Origin of the sequence: Vagococcus xieshaowenii (genome assembly GCF_004792515.1) — a bacterium.
Lineage (GTDB): Bacteria > Bacillota > Bacilli > Lactobacillales > Vagococcaceae > Vagococcus_A > Vagococcus_A xieshaowenii.
Genome location: NZ_CP038865.1, coordinates 573,455 through 589,275 on the forward strand (window position 1 = coordinate 573,455; position 15,821 = coordinate 589,275).

18 protein-coding genes, 1 tRNA gene and 1 other annotated feature are annotated in these 15,821 nt (G+C 36.1%); of the genes, 14 read left to right on the forward strand and 5 right to left on the reverse strand.

What is annotated here, in order from left to right; genetic code table 11:
* Nucleotides 1–93: 93 nt before the first annotated feature.
* Nucleotides 94–1,254: an MFS transporter gene (locus tag E4Z98_RS02825; RefSeq protein WP_135254141.1), complete on the reverse strand. Its 1,161-nt coding sequence runs from the start codon at nucleotides 1,252–1,254 to the stop codon at nucleotides 94–96.
* A gap of 149 nt (nucleotides 1,255–1,403) precedes the next feature.
* Nucleotides 1,404–1,477: transfer RNA gene (locus E4Z98_RS02830), tRNA-Arg, on the reverse strand.
* Between the two features lie 198 nt (nucleotides 1,478–1,675).
* On the opposite strand from E4Z98_RS02830, the gene E4Z98_RS02835 reads away from it, so the two are divergent.
* The 4 genes from E4Z98_RS02835 to rpmA all read left to right on the forward strand — a co-directional run bounded on the left by E4Z98_RS02835 (nucleotide 1,676) and on the right by rpmA (nucleotide 3,408).
* Complete coding sequence (locus E4Z98_RS02835) at nucleotides 1,676–2,272, forward strand: TetR/AcrR family transcriptional regulator (protein WP_135254139.1); 597 nt, start codon at nucleotides 1,676–1,678, stop codon at nucleotides 2,270–2,272.
* 72 nt (nucleotides 2,273–2,344) lie between these two features.
* Nucleotides 2,345–2,414, forward strand: a sequence feature (ribosomal protein L21 leader region).
* An 18-nt stretch (nucleotides 2,415–2,432) separates the two neighbouring features.
* Entirely contained in the window at nucleotides 2,433–2,741 is a 309-nt protein-coding gene (rplU, locus tag E4Z98_RS02840; RefSeq protein ID WP_135254137.1) for a 50S ribosomal protein L21, read from the forward strand.
* A 23-nt stretch (nucleotides 2,742–2,764) separates the two neighbouring features.
* Nucleotides 2,765–3,103: a ribosomal-processing cysteine protease Prp gene (locus E4Z98_RS02845; protein ID WP_135254135.1), complete on the forward strand. Its 339-nt coding sequence runs from the start codon at nucleotides 2,765–2,767 to the stop codon at nucleotides 3,101–3,103.
* A gap of 20 nt (nucleotides 3,104–3,123) precedes the next feature.
* Nucleotides 3,124–3,408 (forward strand): 50S ribosomal protein L27, encoded by a 285-nt coding sequence (rpmA, locus tag E4Z98_RS02850; RefSeq protein WP_135254133.1) that lies wholly within the window; start codon nucleotides 3,124–3,126, stop codon nucleotides 3,406–3,408.
* 103 nt (nucleotides 3,409–3,511) lie between these two features.
* Here rpmA and add read toward each other — a convergent pair whose 3' ends face one another.
* On the reverse strand, nucleotides 3,512–4,537 hold the full coding sequence (gene add / locus E4Z98_RS02855) for an adenosine deaminase (protein WP_135254131.1): 1,026 nt from the start codon (nucleotides 4,535–4,537) through the stop codon (nucleotides 3,512–3,514).
* 162 nt (nucleotides 4,538–4,699) lie between these two features.
* Between add and E4Z98_RS02860 the strand changes: the two genes are divergently transcribed.
* The 4 genes from E4Z98_RS02860 to E4Z98_RS02875 are packed head-to-tail and all read left to right on the forward strand — an operon-like array spanning nucleotide 4,700 to nucleotide 7,104.
* On the forward strand, nucleotides 4,700–5,455 hold the full coding sequence (locus E4Z98_RS02860) for a rhomboid family intramembrane serine protease (protein WP_241856719.1): 756 nt from the start codon (nucleotides 4,700–4,702) through the stop codon (nucleotides 5,453–5,455).
* 59 nt (nucleotides 5,456–5,514) lie between these two features.
* A complete protein-coding gene (locus E4Z98_RS02865) occupies nucleotides 5,515–5,730 on the forward strand; it encodes a YqgQ family protein (RefSeq protein ID WP_135254129.1) in 216 nt (71 codons plus the stop codon).
* A gap of 3 nt (nucleotides 5,731–5,733) precedes the next feature.
* Entirely contained in the window at nucleotides 5,734–6,705 is a 972-nt protein-coding gene (locus E4Z98_RS02870; RefSeq protein WP_135254128.1) for an ROK family glucokinase, read from the forward strand.
* Between the two features lie 57 nt (nucleotides 6,706–6,762).
* Complete coding sequence (locus E4Z98_RS02875) at nucleotides 6,763–7,104, forward strand: rhodanese-like domain-containing protein (protein ID WP_135254178.1); 342 nt, start codon at nucleotides 6,763–6,765, stop codon at nucleotides 7,102–7,104.
* 56 nt (nucleotides 7,105–7,160) lie between these two features.
* On the opposite strand, the gene E4Z98_RS02880 is transcribed toward E4Z98_RS02875, so the two are convergent.
* Together E4Z98_RS02880 and E4Z98_RS02885 are read right to left on the reverse strand one after the other, a co-directional pair.
* Nucleotides 7,161–7,442: a DUF1827 family protein gene (locus E4Z98_RS02880; protein ID WP_135254126.1), complete on the reverse strand. Its 282-nt coding sequence runs from the start codon at nucleotides 7,440–7,442 to the stop codon at nucleotides 7,161–7,163.
* Nucleotides 7,443–7,562: 120 nt separating this feature from the next.
* The gene (locus tag E4Z98_RS02885) at nucleotides 7,563–9,746 is read right to left on the reverse strand and encodes an ATP-dependent Clp protease ATP-binding subunit (protein WP_135254124.1); all 2,184 of its coding nucleotides are present in this window, start codon (nucleotides 9,744–9,746) and stop codon (nucleotides 7,563–7,565) included.
* 320 nt (nucleotides 9,747–10,066) lie between these two features.
* Here E4Z98_RS02885 and E4Z98_RS02890 point away from each other — a divergent pair, with 320 nt between their 5' ends.
* From E4Z98_RS02890 to E4Z98_RS02915, 6 genes are all read left to right on the forward strand, one after another.
* Nucleotides 10,067–10,333 (forward strand): phosphocarrier protein HPr, encoded by a 267-nt coding sequence (locus tag E4Z98_RS02890; RefSeq protein ID WP_135254122.1) that lies wholly within the window; start codon nucleotides 10,067–10,069, stop codon nucleotides 10,331–10,333.
* Entirely contained in the window at nucleotides 10,333–12,054 is a 1,722-nt protein-coding gene (gene ptsP / locus E4Z98_RS02895) for a phosphoenolpyruvate--protein phosphotransferase (protein WP_135254120.1), read from the forward strand. Before E4Z98_RS02890 ends, ptsP begins: the two co-directional genes overlap by 1 nt.
* Nucleotides 12,055–12,245: 191 nt before the next feature.
* A complete protein-coding gene (locus E4Z98_RS02900) occupies nucleotides 12,246–13,478 on the forward strand; it encodes a glycosyltransferase family 4 protein (protein ID WP_135254118.1) in 1,233 nt (410 codons plus the stop codon).
* Nucleotides 13,479–13,543: 65 nt separating this feature from the next.
* Nucleotides 13,544–14,413 (forward strand): NAD(P)-dependent oxidoreductase, encoded by an 870-nt coding sequence (locus E4Z98_RS02905; protein ID WP_135254116.1) that lies wholly within the window; start codon nucleotides 13,544–13,546, stop codon nucleotides 14,411–14,413.
* Nucleotides 14,414–14,520: 107 nt separating this feature from the next.
* Nucleotides 14,521–14,754 (forward strand): YkuJ family protein, encoded by a 234-nt coding sequence (locus tag E4Z98_RS02910; protein ID WP_135254114.1) that lies wholly within the window; start codon nucleotides 14,521–14,523, stop codon nucleotides 14,752–14,754.
* Between the two features lie 85 nt (nucleotides 14,755–14,839).
* Complete coding sequence (locus E4Z98_RS02915) at nucleotides 14,840–15,778, forward strand: tetratricopeptide repeat protein (RefSeq protein ID WP_135254113.1); 939 nt, start codon at nucleotides 14,840–14,842, stop codon at nucleotides 15,776–15,778.
* Nucleotides 15,779–15,821: the final 43 nt, after the last annotated feature.

The following is a 15,821-nucleotide window of genomic DNA, read 5'->3' on the forward strand; positions in this document are numbered from 1 at the left end:
TTAACAAATTACAAAGTTTCTTAAGATAATTAAGGTATTCTTAAGAAATTAATGTCAAATATCAGTCAAGAATAACATCGTATAATTTTGTATTTATATGTTTTTGAATAGATATTGACTCACAAGCGCAAGTACCGCAAAGACAAGTCCTAATAGACACACACCTGACCATTGGGCTGTATGCCACGCTAAAGTGCCAAGGAACGAACCTGTTGCGCCACCGATGAAGTAGAAGAACATAAAGACAGTGTTATTGCGACTACGAAATTCATTGCTTAGTCCTTGGACCACGGTTTGGTTAGAGACTTGCGCACTTTGTACGCCAAAGTCTAATAAAATCGTGCCAATCACTAGAAGGGCTAACTTGCTACCCGTTAACCACAGTAATATAAAGGATAAGACGACGCTAGTTGTGCCTAAATTAACGCCAAACATGGCACCTTTTTTATCCACAATACTTCCCATGAAGACTGACGCTAAAGCACCTACAACGCCTACAAGTCCCATATAACCAACTTCTTTTGAGCCTAGATGATACGTCTCACTACTCATATAAAAAATCAGCGTTGACCAAAAAATATTGAACGAGCCAAACATTAAAAAGCCGTTGATGGCACTTTTTTGCAATTTTTTTTGAGAGACAAATAGATGAGGCAGTGAGCGAATGAGTGCGAAATAACCTGTTGATTGATGCGGTTTATTGGTTGGGAAGCTTAAGTAGACTAAGACGATCAGCAGTAGACTTAAAACGACGCCAGATAAGTAAACAGCGCGCCAACCAAAGAGAGAACCGATAATCCCGCTATAAGTTCTTGAAAGCAAAATACCAACGAGCAATCCACCTGTTACAACACCTAACACTTTGCCTCGTTCTTTATCACTGGCTAATTCACCAGCAAAGGGAATAATGATTTGGGGGATAATAGCGGTAATCCCTATTAATAGCATCAGCGCTAACAGAAGTGGTGCCTGTTGTGTTTTGGCAATCAATAATTGCACGCATGATACCATAAGAAGCATGGTGATAATTAACTTCTTGCGAATTAATTTATCTCCTAAAGGAACGATAAATAACAGACCCAATGCGTACCCCATTTGGCTAAGCATCGGAGCCATCCCAATAGTTGCCCCTGCAATCTTTAAGTCATGGGCGATTAATTGCTCTAGCGGTTGAATATAATAAAGACAAGCAATTGAAATCCCACAAACAAGGGACATTAAAAAAGTGAGTTTTGTAGAAATTGATTGATTCATATAACCATCCTTTCTTGAGTATACCTATTTAGTATAGTCGTCAATAATTAAGATAGTCAATTTATATTTTCATTAGAAATTTTTGAGAGAGTATGGTGTGACTAGACACAAAAAAACGCTAGAAACAAAAAGTTTCTAGCGTTTATTAGCGTCACAGGAGGGATTCGAACCCCCGACCGTCCGCTTAGAAGGCGGATGCTCTATCCTGCTGAGCTACTGTGACATGTCTCAAGCAACAAACTTAATTATAGAGAACTTAGTTAATTATGTCAACCATTTTTAAATAAATATTTTTTTGAAATAATCTCAACAAATATCGTATGTATTATAGACAAGAAAACAAAAAAAGTATAAACTTACTATTATATAGGGAGAAGTGGAAACTTGTTATAGGGGTTATTACAAGGAGTGAAACGTTAACATGACTGTTGTAGAATCAAAAGTAGATCCGAGAATTTTGAAAACGAGAAAGAAATTAAAAGAGGCTTTTTTGGAGTTATTATCTAACAAAAACATTAATGAAATTAATGTGAAAGATTTAACAACAAAAGCATCGGTTACTAGAGGGACTTTTTATCTTCATTTTAAAGATAAGAGCGTCTTTACTGATGAAATGATGACGCAATTTATCGAGGACTTATTAACAGATTCATTGATTCAAGATGAGCACGGCATCTCAAAATTTTCACTAAATAACTTTTTGAATCATGTAGAAGCACAGCCAGAATTATTATTAACTTTGTTAAAAGATAAAGCAGCACTTGCTTATCGCTCGGAGTTTGAAGACAATTTATTCAGATGTATCAATGACTACCGTACTAAAATTAACGCTCCTGAACTAAGTGTTCCTAAGAGTGTGTTAATGAATTATCTAATGTATACATTTTTAGGTTATGTTGATGGTTGGTTAGGTGAAGGAAAGATGTACGCGACTCACTTTATGGCCACAACGTTAGGAAAGATTTTAGATTCAGAATTGATTCAAGAAGCAGATTTAACAGGGTTTTTCATTTATTAAGGATTTTATCAAGGAGGATGGGTTGACCATTCTCTTTTTTTTTGGTACAATTCTAATGTTGTAATTGTGGCACCACAACTACAACCGCACAGAGTAAGTTCTAAGACCATGGTCACTTATGATGGCGAGTCTAAGTAAATATAAGGAGGTGCTTACGAGCATGTACGCAATCGTTAAAACAGGTGGTAAACAATACAAAGTTGAAGTGGGTCAAGCAATCTACGTTGAAAAATTAGACGTTGAAGCTGGCGAAAAAGTTGTATTTGATGAAGTTGTCTTAGTTGGTGGAGAAACTACTAAAGTTGGAGCTCCAACAATTGCTGGCGCAACTGTTGAAGGAACTGTTGAAAAACAAGGAAAACAAAAGAAAGTTGTGACTTTCAAATACAAACCTAAAAAACACACTCACCGTAAACAAGGTCACCGTCAACCATACACTAAAGTGATGATCGACGCTATCAACGCTTAATTCATTGATAAGAGGTTAGCCTAATGATTAAAGGAACATTTAAACGAAATAAAGAGAATCAAGCAATTGAAGCTTTTGAAATTTCAGGTCATGCTGGATCAGGTCCATATGGCAGTGATATTGTGTGTGCGGCTGTGTCTGCCTTAACTTTTTCAACTGTAAATGGTATTGCGAAACTTAGCCAAGTGGAACCTTTAGTTGATATGGATAACGACAATGAAGGCTATTTGTATGTGACGCTAAAAGAAGATTTGTCGGATAAAGAACTTGAGATTTCTCAACTCTTATTAGAAAATCTTTTATTAGGTTTACAAGATATCCAAAATGAATATAATCAGTTTATGATGATTCAAGTTAATTAATACCACAGGAGGTGCATACTATGTTAACAATGAATTTACAATTCTTCGCCCACAAAAAAGGTGGTGGTTCTACAGCCAACGGACGTGATTCAGAATCAAAACGTCTTGGAGCTAAAAGAGCTGATGGACAAACTGTAACAGGTGGTTCTATCCTTTACCGTCAACGCGGAACTAAGATTTATCCTGGTGCTAACGTTGGACGTGGCGGAGACGATACTTTATACGCTAAAGTCGACGGAGTTGTACGCTTCGAACGCAAAGGACGCGACAAAAAACAAGTATCTGTATACCCAGTAGCTCAATAATTATTGAACTGACTAGCTCAATCCCTTATATATCAAGGGGTTGGGCTTTTTTTATAGTCAAATAGGCGACGCTTTCTTCTAAGAAGAAAACGTCGCCTATTGGTTATTTTTTGTTGTAAGTAAAGGTCTCTATGGCGTGTAGTAGTTGTTCTTTTACCTCATCTATAGCAAACGAGTGAATAACGGCTTGTTTGTTTAAGTGGATAAATTCTTCTTTGGTGAGGGATAATTCATCTTTCAAAAGACAATATTCTTTGGTAAGTGTCGTATTAGAGACGGTTTTGTTATCAGTATTTAGGCAAAAAACGACTTGATTACTTAGCCATTCTTTCAGTGGATAATCGTGGATATCTTTAATGGCTCTTGTTTGGATATTGCTAGTAGGACAACTTTCGATACAAATATTTTGTTCGGCACAATAACGTTGTGCTTGCACGTCCCCTTTTAAGGCAATCCCGTGCCCAATTCGTTTGGCGCCTGCTTCGATTGCTTGATATACGTTTGCTACACAGCCGCATTCCCCTGCATGAAGCGTTAATTGTACGGGATAATCGTTAGTTAAGACAGACAAAGTTTGTTGATACGTAGGAACGTAACCATCTAATTCTGGCCCGGCAAGATCAATTCCGACTATTTTAGTATGACGTGTCTCAAGGGCTAGTTTAAAATGTTCTTCTAAGTCAATAAGTTCTTCGTTTCTCATACCGCTGATTAATAAATTCCCTGTTATCGAGAATGCTTTTTCGGCTTTGGCAACGCCTTTAGCAACTGCTTCAACGACTTGTGTAATGCTTAGTCCTTTTTTGGTTGATAGGCTAGGGGCGAATCTGATTTCGATATAGAGAATACCATCTTGTGCGGCTTGTTCCATCACGTCAAATGCAGCGGTTTCTAGTGCTAATTCGGTTTGCAAGTAGGGAAGTACGTAATCAAAACTTTTTAAATAATCGACAAGGTGCTCACAACTTGTGGGAGCTTGCATTTTTTGTGTGATGACTAATAGGTCATCTTCAATGGGTAGTTGGTCTTGTCGCGCGATTTGTTGAAGCGTTTTGGGGCGAATAGAGCCGTCTAAATGACAATGTAGCTCGGCTTTAGGAAACTGGTGGATATAATCATTCGTAAACATCAAGATTCCTCCTCAAACGTTGTATGATAAAAATAGTTAATCCTCATTCTAACAGAAAAAGGAAGAATGTCTATGTAAAAAGTCGAGTTAGCTTTAATAAATCTTTAATGGTTATCAGTGGGGATAATGGTATAATATTGAGGATAGAGAGGTGGTTTTAGATTGGAGAAATTAAAAAATATAAATTGGCGTAGTATAAAGAATGAGTCATGGGTTACGATGTTGTTTTTAGCGATTCAAATCATGGTGTTTCTTGTGATGACATTTGTTGGCATGTTTAGAGGGTTAGGATTGAATGGGACACAACATGTGGGGATGCTATATGAATTTGGCGCGTTAAATGCGCATAGCATTATTTTATATCATGAATATTGGCGCTTTTTAACGCCGATTTTTATTCATATTGGGCTTACACATTTACTGTTTAATTCTGTTTTCTTATATTTTGCAGGTCGCGATTTAGAAGGCATTATGGGTCATTGGCGCTTCTTTTGTTTCTACTTATTAGCCGGAATCGGTGGGAATGTGTTTAGTTTTGCTTTTGCCAGTCCAGGTTCAATTTCTGCTGGAGCGAGTACGTCCTTGTTTGGTATATTTGGTGCCTTTATCGCGTTAGGTCGTATTTTCCCACATAATCCTAAAATTCAATACATGGCAAAAAATATGCTGACGTTAGCAGGTATTAATTTATTGTTTAATATGTTTGCAAGTAATATTGATATGTTGGGACATATTGGAGGCTTAATTAGTGGGTTATTGTTAGGTTTTGTTTTTTCAGCACCTAAGTTATTAACTAATCGCTTTAGTGCCACACGAGATGATAACATTCATCGTAGAATTGTATGTGGTTTAGGATTTGTTTTGTTAATTGTCGCGATGATAATGTATTCGCTAAAAAAATACGGAATGTATTTATAATTTTTTTGAAAAGACTACAAAAAAGCGCAAGCAATCTGTATAATAAAGGAAGTGTGAAGATGAGAACGCTTTATGATGTACAACAGTTATTAAAACGTTTTGGGAGTTATCTTTATACAGGGAAGCGTCTGTATGATATTGAATTAATGGAAATGGAATTAATTGATTTACATGATGGACAAATGCTTGAGGAAGAAGAATTCTTAGCAGCTCATCGTGTATTAAGACGTGAATATGAGCATGAATTAGGCATGCAACAGAGCAAGGAGGAGTAACCGTTGGAAAAAAAATTAATTGGGATAGATTTAGGTGGTACGACCATTAAATTTGGTATTTTGACACCTGAAGGAGAAGTTCAACAAAAATGGAGCATAGAAACAAATATCGCAGAAGAAGGCACAAAAATTGTTCCTGATATTATTGAAACAATTAAGCATCGTTTAGCGTTATATGATATGACGGCTGAACAGTTTATTGGTATCGGTATGGGAACGCCAGGAGCGGTGAATATCGCTAAAGGATCGGTTGTTGGTGCGTATAATTTGAACTGGAAAACAGAGCAGTTAATTCGTGAACAAATCGAATCAGCATTAGGAATTCCATTTGTTCTAGACAATGATGCAAACGTTGCAGCCCTTGGTGAACGTTGGATGGGTGCAGGAAATAATAACCCTGATGTCGCTTTCATGACGCTAGGAACGGGTGTGGGTGGCGGTATTATCGCTGAAGGTCATTTGTTACACGGTGTTGCAGGAGCGGCGGGAGAAATTGGTCATATTACTGTGGATCCAAATGGTTTTGACTGTACCTGTGGTAAGCGTGGTTGTTTAGAAACAGTTGCCAGTGCAACAGGTGTCGTACGATTAGCGCGTCATTTATCAGAAGAATTTGCGGGTGAATCAGTACTGAAGTCAATGATTGATGATGGACAAGAAGTAACAAGTAAATTAGTGTTCGATCAAGCAAAAGCACAAGATCCATTTGCTGAAATGGTTGTAGATAAGGTTTGTTTCTATCTAGGATTAGCATGTGCTCATATTGGTAATATGTTAAACCCATCAGATATCGTGATTGGTGGTGGTGTTTCTGCTGCAGGTGAATTCTTGCGTGAGAAAATCCAACAATATTTTGATCAATTTACGTTTAAACAAGTCCGTGAAAGTACCGCGATTAAATTGGCAGTATTAGGTAATGATGCGGGTATTATAGGTGCAGCATCACTAGCGTTAACATTTAATGAAGAGAAATAGAAAAGAGGAACATCAGTGAATTATTTAACAATTATATTATTACTCGTTTTATTAGGCATGATCGGTAGAGAATTATACTTTAAATTTATGGCAAAAAAATCAGCTAAACTTGTTTCACAAGATGAATTTAAAGAGCATTTCAGAACAGGACAGTTAATTGATTTACGTGAAAGTGATGTGTATCGTGCTAGCCATATTTTAGGTGCACGTAATTTACCTTATTCAACGTTTAAACAAAGTTATGTTGGGTTAAGAAAAGATCGTCCGGTATTATTATATGATCAAAGTAAAACAATGAGTGTTCGTATTGCAAACTTCTTAAGAAAACAAGGTTATACAGATATTTATATCTTAAAAGAAGGTTTTGCAGGATGGACAGGGAAAGTAAAACATAAATAATTTGTTCTACCACTATAAAATAAGACCTCGCTATTAATCATTAGCGAGGTCTTATTTTATAGTGGAAAGGTTATTTCTACTAACTTATCGGTACGAATCATGTCTAATTTTTCGATAGTTTCATGATTGGGTACAAGACGATCTAGTACGAATTCAATTTCATTGTCTTTTATTTTTCTTTGTTTGTTTTGGATGACAACTTCTTTATGCTTACGAGCTTCGGAATAAATGATGTTAGTTTTTCCTAACGTGTAGACTTTGACTAGTAAGCTGTCAGTATTTGATAGTTGACTATTGACTAATTTTGCATAACTGTTGGTTACGTCGATTAATTTCATATGTGTCACTCCTTTATCTACCTTTATACTTATATTTTACAATTTTTTAAGATATTAATAAACTAAAACTCATCAAATATAAAAAAGAACGCAAGTTTTTTGACTTACGTTCTTTTTTAGTTAACGAATAGCACGAACATAGATGTGATGCTGATCATCAAGATAGGCTTCGTATTGTGTCTTATTAGGCTCATCAAGAAAAACTTGTGCTAAGTTATCTTCTAGCTGTTCTTGAATTACTCGTCGTAATGGTCGAGCACCCATTTGTGGGTTGTATCCTAAGTCAACAAGTTTTTCTTTAACTGTTTGTGGTACCTCGATGTGTAAATGTTGTGTACTTAACATTTGATTAACATCATCAATCATTAAATCAACTATGTTTAATAGGTTTTCTTTAGAAAGAGCGGAGAATTCAATGATACCGTCAAAACGATTTAGAAATTCAGGTTTAAAGAAATCGCCAAGTTGTGATAGAACAGAGTGAGTAGTTCCTGATAGTGCCGCGCCAAACCCGACGTTGGCTTCAACAGCCCCTGTCCCAGCGTTACTCGTCATGATGATAATCGTATCTTTAAAGCTGACAGTTCTACCTTGAGAATCAGTTAAACGACCATCGTCTAGTATTTGTAAAAAGATGTGTAAAACATCTGGATGAGCTTTTTCAATTTCGTCTAGTAAGACTAAGCTATAAGGCGAACGTCTTACTTTTTCGGTTAATTGTCCGGCTTCTTGATAGCCAACATAACCAGGAGGAGAACCGATTAATTTGGCGGTGCTGTGTTTATCCATGTATTCACTCATATCTAAACGGATCATAGCATCCGCAGAGCCAAATAACTCGTAAGCTAATTGTTTAGCTAACTCTGTTTTTCCAACACCAGTCGGTCCTACAAATAAGAACGAGCCAATCGGACGATTCTTTTTATTTAACCCAATTCGATTACGTCGTATCGCTTTTGCTACTTTATCGATGGCTTCGTCTTGACCGATAACATGGTGTTGTAATGCTTCAGATAAGTGTTTTAATTGGTTTTGTTCTTTTTCTTTTAGTTCACCCACGGGAATGCCGGTTTTTTGTTCGACAATGGCTTCCATGTCCTTTTCGGTAACAGTCGGCATGTCTTCCTCAGCTACTTGATTTTCTTTTAATTTTTCTAAGTGGGTAATTTGATCACGATAGTAAGCGGCTTTTTCAAAATCTTCTTCTTTAGACGCAATATTTTTTTGCTCGATGGCTTGTTCTAATCGTCGTTCTAACAATTCTGGGTCTAACATTTGAATGGTTAAATTCTTTTTAGAGCCAGCTTCATCTAATAAGTCGATGGCTTTATCTGGTAAGAAGCGATCTTGAATATATCGGCTTGAAAGATTTACCGCCGCACTGATTGCTTCATCATCATATTTGACGTGGTGATAATCCTCATAACGTGTTTGAATCCCTTTTAATATTTCAAGTGTTTCTTCTACAGTTGGTTCATCAACTTGTACAGGTTGTAAGCGACGTTCTAAAGCTGCGTCTTTTTCAATGATTCGGTACTCAGCTAATGTTGTTGCACCAACTAATTGAAGTTTACCTCGTGCCAATGCGGGTTTTAAAATATTCCCAGCATCCATATTGCCATCACCAGCTGAACCGGCACCAACGATTTCATGGATTTCATCGATGAACAAAATAATTTGTTGATTGGCTTCGACTTCATCCATCAATTGTTTCATTCGTTCTTCGAATTGCCCGCGAATGCCTGTTCCTTGAACAAGTGAGACGACATCTAATTGGATAACTTCTTTATCCTGAAGTTTTTGAGGGACATCGTTGTTGACTATTTTTAAGGCTAATCCTTCTACTACGGCAGTTTTACCTACACCAGGTTCACCAATTAATACAGGATTATTTTTGGTTCTTCTATTTAGTATTTCGATGACGCGAGTGATTTCTTCATCTCGACCAATAACTGGATCGATACGCCCTTGTCTAGCTTCTTCGGTTAAATTTAAACCGTATTCAGCAAGTAGACTTTGAGCTTGTCCGGGTCCTTGTGGTGGCTGGCTAGGTCCTTGTCCTTGAGTGGGTGGTATTTGTCTAATATTGCCTTGATTGAATTGCTGAGATAATGCTCGATACCAATCATCTATAGAACTAAAACCATAAGGATCTTGTGCCATATTAGTGGACATAGGTTGATTAGGCCCTTGATTTAATTGACGATAACATTTTTGACATAGATATACTTTGTTGGTTTGATTACCTGTCATAATAGAAAGAGTAATGGTTGCTTGATTTTGTTTACAATTTTGGCAAAGCATAAGTGTCACTTCCTTTTTAATAAACTAAAGGTCAATTATTTTACTGACCTTTTTTGACCTTTGAAATAATTATACTGAGTTTCGTTATATAATTCAAGAATTAACCCTTTTGTCAAAAAATAGGGGAACAAAAGGTTAAAAAATACATAAGGAGTATTTCTACCGTCCTGCTGTATATGATGAAAGCGAATTAATTGTGATAAAAAAGTTGTAAGGAATTGAAAAAAATGGTAATGTTAACAGTTGAAAGGGATATTTTTAAGCTTATTTAAAAAAGTCCCCAAAAAAAATTTGTTTAAGACAAAGGAGAACGATCAATTATGGAAAGAAAAGAATTTAACATTATCGCTGATACAGGAATCCACGCTCGTCCAGCTACTTTATTAGTTCAAGCTGCAAGCAAATTCACTTCTGATATCAACTTAGAGTACAAAGGTAAATCAGTAAACTTAAAATCTATCATGGGCGTTATGTCTTTAGGTGTTGGCCAAGGTGCTGATATCGCTATTACTGCTGAAGGTGCTGACGAAGTAGAAGCAATCGCTGCTATTACTGAAGCAATGCAAAAAGAAGGTTTATCTGAATAATGTCTAATATGTTAAAAGGTATCGGAGCGAGTGATGGCGTAGCTGTTGCAAAAGCATATATGTTAATCGAGCCAGACTTATCTTTTACTAAACAAACAGTAGAAGATTCTGAAGGCGAAGTTAATCGCTTAAAAGCTGCTTTAGCTAAAGCGACTGAAGAAATCACTGCTATTCGTGATAAAGCTGCAACAACATTAGGTGAAGAAGAAGCGCAAGTTTTTGATGCTCATTTAATGGTTTTAGCTGACCCTGAGATGGTTAGCGCTGTTGAATCAAACATTAACGACAACAAAGTTAATGCTGAATCAGCATTAAAAGAAGTAACAGATATGTTTATCATGATGTTCGAATCTATGGAAGATAATCCATATATGCAAGAACGTGCGGCAGACATTAAAGACGTTACAAAACGTGTGATTAGTCACTTATTAAATGTTAAATTACCAAATCCATCAATGATTGATGAAGAGGTTATCGTGATTGCTCATGACTTAACACCAAGTGATACAGCACAATTAGATCGTCGTTTTGTTAAAGCTTTTGTGACAAACATTGGTGGTAGAACATCTCACTCAGCTATTATGGCTCGTTCATTAGAAATTCCTGCAGTAGTAGGAACAATGTCAATTACTGATTCAGTAGTTGAAGGACAACTATTAGCTGTTAATGGTATTACTGGTGAGGTTATTGTTGAACCAACAGAAGAAGAACAAGCAACTGTTAACAAAGCTGGAGCAGATTATGCTGCATTGAAAGCTGAATGGGATAAATTAAAAGATGCTAAAACAGTTACGGCTGATGGTAAGCATTTTGAGTTAGCTGCTAATATTGGAACACCTAAAGATTTAGAAGGTGTTAACAATAATGGTGGTGAAGCAGTTGGTTTGTACCGTACAGAATTCTTATACATGGATTCTCCTGAATTACCATCTGAAGATGCTCAATTTGAAGCATACAAAGCGGTATTAGAAGGCATGAATGGTAAACCAGTTGTGGTTCGTACAATGGATATTGGTGGAGATAAAGAATTACCTTACTTACCATTACCACACGAAATGAACCCATTCTTAGGTTACCGTGCATTACGTATTTCATTAGTAGAAGATGATATGTTTAGAACACAATTACGTGCTTTATTACGTGCATCTGTATACGGTCAATTACGTATTATGTTCCCAATGGTAGCAACATTAAAAGAGTTCCGTGCTGCTAAAGCAATGCTTGAAGAAGAAAAAGCTAAATTAATCGCTGATGGTGTCGTGATTGCAGATGATATCCAAGTGGGTATCATGATTGAAATCCCTGCAGCAGCTGTTATTGCTGATAAATTTGCGAAAGAAGTTGACTTCTTCTCAGTAGGAACAAACGATTTAATCCAATATACTATGGCGGCAGACCGTATGAACGAACGCGTTTCTTACCTATATCAACCATATAACCCATCAATCTTACGTTTAATCAAACACGTAATCGATTCAGCACATGCTGAAGGTAAATGGGCTGGTATGTGTGGTGAGATGGCTGGCGATCAAACAGCTGTTCCTTTACTAGTAGGTTTAGGATTAGATGAGTTCTCAATGAGTGCAACAAGCATCTTAAAAACACGTAGCTTAATGAAACGTTTAGATTCAACTAAGATGGCTGAATTAGCTAACAAAGCAATCAATGATTGTGACACAGCTGAAGAAGTTGTTGCGTTAGTTGAAGAATATACTAAATAATAAAGCTTAAACTCGAAAATCTTTATGATTTTCGAGTTTTTTTTGATTGATGCATGTTCATATTCTGATTTTGTAATCAATAATACACCGCTAGTCTGATGATTTATTTGAGAAATATGGTATATTAGTCTTAATAAATTGGTATTATAGACGGAGATAAAAGGTTTAAAAAATGATTGCGAGGGTTTGGTATGAAAGTGGGGATTTTTACCGATACATATTTTCCACAAATAAGTGGTGTGTCTACATCAATTAGAACACTAAAAAATGAATTAGAAGCATCGGGTCATGAAGTGATTATTTTTACAACAACAGATCCACAGGTGCAAAAAAAAGAAGAGAATATTGTTCGTTTGCCTAGTATTCCATTTATTTCTTTTAAAGATAGACGAATGGTTATTAGGGGAATGATTCATGCGTATGAAGCAGCCAAGTATCATGAATTAGAGCTAGTACATACGCAAACAGAATTTGGCGTAGGAATATTAGGGAAATTTGTTGCTAAAAAGTTAAACATTCCGATTGTTCATACGTATCATACGATGTATGAAGACTATCTACATTACATTGCAAAAGGGATTATCGTTAAGCCACAACACGTGCGTTTGATGACACGTAAATTTTGTCAACATTTAGATGGTGTAATCTGTCCCAGTCATCGTGTTGAGAACAAGTTGCATGAGTATGACATAGAAGTGCCTATGGCGATTATTCCAACAGGTATCGATTTACAACAATTTTCTGATCAGAGTAAGGATGACGTATTAACTCGTCAGCAATTGGGAATTTCGGACGACACGAAGATTTTGTTGTCGTTAAGTCGTTTGTCTTATGAAAAAAATATACAAGCAATTATCGAAGGCATGGCTCACATAATAGAAAAAGATACTCACTACCATTTGATCATAGTAGGAGATGGGCCTTATCGACAAGCGTTAGAAGATAGAGTTATCGAGTTGTCATTATCGTCTTATGTGACATTTGTTGGTGAAGTCGCTAATCAAGAGGTTAATCAGTATTACCGTTTAGCCGATTATTTTGTATCATTGTCTACTTCAGAATCACAAGGACTGACTTATATTGAGGCTTTAGCCGCTAAAACACCGATTATTGCTAAAGAGAATGCGTATTTAAACCAACTGATTGAAAACAAAGAGATGGGATTATTATTATCTTCTGCTGAATCATTTGCTGAAAAATTTATGGTTTATCAAGAGCAAGTATTAGATCATTCGCCACATTTTTTTGAAGGGAAGTTACAAGAGATTTCAAGTCAAACTTTTGGAAAAAAAGTGATGGATTTTTATGAAGAACTTATTGAAACTTACAACAATCAATTGGTGGCAACACAAGAGCCGTTGTTAAGACCAAAAAAACTGGTTGCACGTACTATGAAAGTTATCAAAAGAACTAAGAAAATATAATTCTTAGTTCTTTTTTTTTTGCAAATTTATAGGTATGATAGAGGTAATAAAGGGGGCTATAAATTATGAAAATTGGCTTTATCGGCACAGGTGTTATGGGTGCTTCAATTGTTAAACATCTAATGAATGCAGGACATGAATTAATTGTTTACAATCGTACGAAATCAAAAACAGATAAATTAGTATCACTAGGGGCTACATGGGCAGATACGCCAAAAGAAGTAGCTGAGATGTCGTCGTTAGTTTTTTCAATGGTCGGCTACCCACAAGATGTGGAAGAAATTTATTATGGAGAATCAGGCGTTTTTGCAACGGATGTCACAGGTAAAATTTTGATAGATATGACAACAAGTACACCAACGTTAGCTCAACGCATTGCTCAAACAGCTAAAGAGCGTGGTGCCTACAGTTTGGATGCACCAGTATCAGGTGGCGATCTAGGTGCCAAAAATGGCACGCTAACTATCATGGTAGGTGGAGAAGAAGACGTTTATCAACAAATCCAACCGATTTTTGAGTTGTTTGCTAAAACAATCAATTTACAAGGGACAGCTGGTAAAGGTCAACACACGAAGATGGCCAATCAAATCATGATTGCAGGAACAATGACAGGGATGACCGAATTATTAGTCTATGCTAAGGCAGCGGACTTAGATTTAGAAAAAGTGATAGCAACAGTTGGTGGCGGTAGTGCTGCAAATTGGTCATTAACCAACTATTCACCACGTATTCTTAAAGAAGACTTCACACCAGGATTTTTCGTGAAGCATTTTATTAAAGATTTAAAAATTGCACTAGATGAAGCTGAGAAAATGAATCTTACACTACCAGCTACAACATTGGCTAAAGAGTTGTATGAACAACTGGCAGCTCAAGGCTATGAAAATAATGGGACACAGTCATTAATTAAATTATGGTGGGACGAGAGCGTTTAATTTAGATTAATTATAGAAAACTTTGATAAATTCTGTTATTATCAATGCATATTAAACAACTTTTTGATACAATGTAACAGGAAGCGAAATTAAAGGAGGCTTGCCTTATGAAAAGTTCAAAACTAGTAGCCATTCTTAAACGCTTGGATGCTATGACAGAAACAACTGAAACAGAAGTACAAACTCGTCGTTTTGAAAACGAAGGTGTTGAAAAATGCTTAGTTAATTACGATCCAACGACTAGTACGTTTGAGTTGACTGAATCAGGCTCACAAGAAGTTTATCAATTTGACGATATCGACTTCGTTGCGATGGAAATTTTTGAATTATTAGATGCATAATTAATTTAAGGAGCTAAGACTAACAGGTCATAGCTCCTTAAATATTAACTAAATACGAACGATGATACACAAAGGAGTTAGCATGATGAATAAAGGAATAATTGAAATGCCTGAGAATTATCAACATCATATGACATTAGGGCAGATTGCTTTTGAGGAAGAGCGATTTAATGAAGCCTTAAATCATTTTCAATTAGCGTATAACTTAGAAAATCAATTAGAAGCCAATCGTTGGTTAGTTAAGTCTGCGTTGGTATTAAATGAGTATGCGCTAGCTGAAACTGTTATGGAAGAACGCTTGAATGATTATTTAACAGATAATGATTCATTGCGTCTTTATATTGAGGCGTTAGTTGGTTTGAAAAAGTTTCAACGTGCGCGTTTATTTATTGAAGTTTATGCTCAGGGAACTAGTAAAGAAGAACTTATGGTGTTGTTAAATCAAATGGAAGAGCAAACCGTTCGTTTCGAAGGAGCTAAAGTTCAAAAAAGTATTGGGAAATTATCATCATGGTATCCTGAACCGCATGAGATCACGTCGTTTTTGGAGCAGTTAAATCAACTACCGTATGAGTCATTTCTTAAATTAGTAACACAAGTACTAGCAGATGCTAATCATTCGCTAATGCTTCGTAATCAATTATTGAATATGTTGACGTTACTAAAGGTTGAACAACATGTGAAGATTCTAAATTATAAAGATGAATGGCAAGAAGTGTCACCAAAAGAGTTGGAAGTATTAGGCAGAGAAACGACTTATTTACAAGTATCAGCTATATTAAATAAACTAGTTGGGGAACAACCTAATGTATTAAACCAACTGTTAGCTGATCAACGACGCTTCTTTAATATTCTTTATCCTCTTGCACAACAAGAGATTCAATCAATTGAAAATTGGTTAAGTGTGACATTAGCTCCGTATAATGGTGTGGTACGTTTACCGATTGATCAACAGTTAGAAGAGGATGTAGAAGAACTAGATGTATTTAATATAATTATTGAAAAAATGGGTTTAAAAAAATAAGCTAATAACGAATTATTAATTATCGTTTACTTTTAATTATTAA

What these genes read in the sequence shown, in the direction of transcription:
- E4Z98_RS02835 (WP_135254139.1), top strand. Translation starts at nt 1,676, where the DNA reads ATGACTGTTGTAGAATCAAAAGTAGATCCGAGAATTTTGAAAACGAGA.
- E4Z98_RS02915 (WP_135254113.1), top strand. Translation starts at nt 14,840, where the DNA reads ATGAATAAAGGAATAATTGAAATGCCTGAGAATTATCAACATCATATG.
- rplU (WP_135254137.1), top strand. Translation starts at nt 2,433, where the DNA reads ATGTACGCAATCGTTAAAACAGGTGGTAAACAATACAAAGTTGAAGTG.
- E4Z98_RS02865 (WP_135254129.1), top strand. Translation starts at nt 5,515, where the DNA reads ATGAGAACGCTTTATGATGTACAACAGTTATTAAAACGTTTTGGGAGT.
- E4Z98_RS02905 (WP_135254116.1), top strand. Translation starts at nt 13,544, where the DNA reads ATGAAAATTGGCTTTATCGGCACAGGTGTTATGGGTGCTTCAATTGTT.
- E4Z98_RS02845 (WP_135254135.1), top strand. Translation starts at nt 2,765, where the DNA reads ATGATTAAAGGAACATTTAAACGAAATAAAGAGAATCAAGCAATTGAA.
- add (WP_135254131.1), bottom strand. Translation starts at nt 4,537, where the DNA reads ATGTTTACGAATGATTATATCCACCAGTTTCCTAAAGCCGAGCTACAT.
- E4Z98_RS02910 (WP_135254114.1), top strand. Translation starts at nt 14,521, where the DNA reads ATGAAAAGTTCAAAACTAGTAGCCATTCTTAAACGCTTGGATGCTATG.
- E4Z98_RS02885 (WP_135254124.1), bottom strand. Translation starts at nt 9,746, where the DNA reads ATGCTTTGCCAAAATTGTAAACAAAATCAAGCAACCATTACTCTTTCT.
- E4Z98_RS02900 (WP_135254118.1), top strand. Translation starts at nt 12,246, where the DNA reads ATGAAAGTGGGGATTTTTACCGATACATATTTTCCACAAATAAGTGGT.
- rpmA (WP_135254133.1), top strand. Translation starts at nt 3,124, where the DNA reads ATGTTAACAATGAATTTACAATTCTTCGCCCACAAAAAAGGTGGTGGT.
- E4Z98_RS02875 (WP_135254178.1), top strand. Translation starts at nt 6,763, where the DNA reads ATGATCGGTAGAGAATTATACTTTAAATTTATGGCAAAAAAATCAGCT.
- E4Z98_RS02880 (WP_135254126.1), bottom strand. Translation starts at nt 7,442, where the DNA reads ATGAAATTAATCGACGTAACCAACAGTTATGCAAAATTAGTCAATAGT.
- E4Z98_RS02890 (WP_135254122.1), top strand. Translation starts at nt 10,067, where the DNA reads ATGGAAAGAAAAGAATTTAACATTATCGCTGATACAGGAATCCACGCT.
- ptsP (WP_135254120.1), top strand. Translation starts at nt 10,333, where the DNA reads ATGTCTAATATGTTAAAAGGTATCGGAGCGAGTGATGGCGTAGCTGTT.
- E4Z98_RS02825 (WP_135254141.1), bottom strand. Translation starts at nt 1,254, where the DNA reads ATGAATCAATCAATTTCTACAAAACTCACTTTTTTAATGTCCCTTGTT.